Origin of the sequence: Streptomyces carpinensis, from assembly GCF_002154505.1 — a bacterium.
GTDB lineage: Bacteria > Actinomycetota > Actinomycetes > Streptomycetales > Streptomycetaceae > Streptomyces > Streptomyces carpinensis.
The window spans coordinates 1-912 of the sequence record NZ_MUBM01000607.1 but is presented as its reverse complement, the minus strand read 5'-3'; the positions used below and the strand labels follow the sequence as shown (position 1 = coordinate 912).

Genomic DNA, 912 nt, shown 5'->3' with positions numbered 1-912 from the left:
CCGCGCCCGGCGGCGCACCGCGAACGACGACGTCAGCGCGGGCAGTGTCACCGCCAGCGCGCAGCCCAGCGCCACCGCCGCCGACACCAGCCACACCCCGGCCGGCCCGGTCGCCGGGACGTCCGGGTGCAGCCCGATCCGGGCCAGCGCGCCCTGCCCGGCCAGCAGCCGGGTCAGCGGCCCGGCCAGCAGCGGCGCCAACGCCACGGCGGGCACGGCGAGCAGCAGCGCCTCCGTGGCCGCGAGGCCCGCGAGCCGGGCCCGGGATCCGCCGCGCGCCCGCAGCAGGCGGGTCTCACCGGCGCGTTCGCTGCTCAGCAGCCGGGCCACCAGCAGCAGCGCGTAGCCCGCGAGCAACGCCAGTTGCAGCGCAGCGATCAGCAGGGTCGAGCGGGCGACGAGCAGCGAGCGGTCGATCCGGTCCAGGACATCGGGCAGCCCGGTCGTCACCACCGGGGTGGTGCCCAGCTCGGTGGTCTTCCGCAGTTTCGTGGCACCGTCGCGCACGGCACCGCGCAGCGCGTCGATCCGTCCGGTGGTCAGCGTCGAGAAGTCCGCCGACGCCTGCCAGGCGGACTGCCCCTCGCTCACCTTCCCGCCGGAGAGGACGCCGGGGTCGGCCAGGAGCGGGCCGTACGTCGTGAAGTCGACCTTGCGGACACCGCGCCCGCCGAGGTCGTCCAGCTGCCAGTACGCCGCGTCGGCGCGGGTGGGCCGGTACAGGCCGGTGATCGTCACGTGGGCCTTCGGGCCGCCGCGCAGCGTCTCGGCCTGCGGCCGGGCGCCCGGCTCACCCTCGCCGACCGGCTCGGCGGCCCGAAGGCCCACGTGACGATCACCGGCCTGTACCGGCCCACCCGCGCCGACGCGGCGTACTGGCAGCTGGACGACCTCGGCGGGCGCGGTGTCCGC

The 912-nt window shown here is 77.3% G+C and carries 1 protein-coding gene; it reads right to left on the bottom strand.

Annotated features, from left to right (window positions below; all coding sequences use genetic code 11):
- A partial coding sequence (locus BZY54_RS46875; protein ID WP_425276393.1) for an FtsX-like permease family protein occupies positions 1-912 on the bottom strand: 912 nt, incomplete at both ends.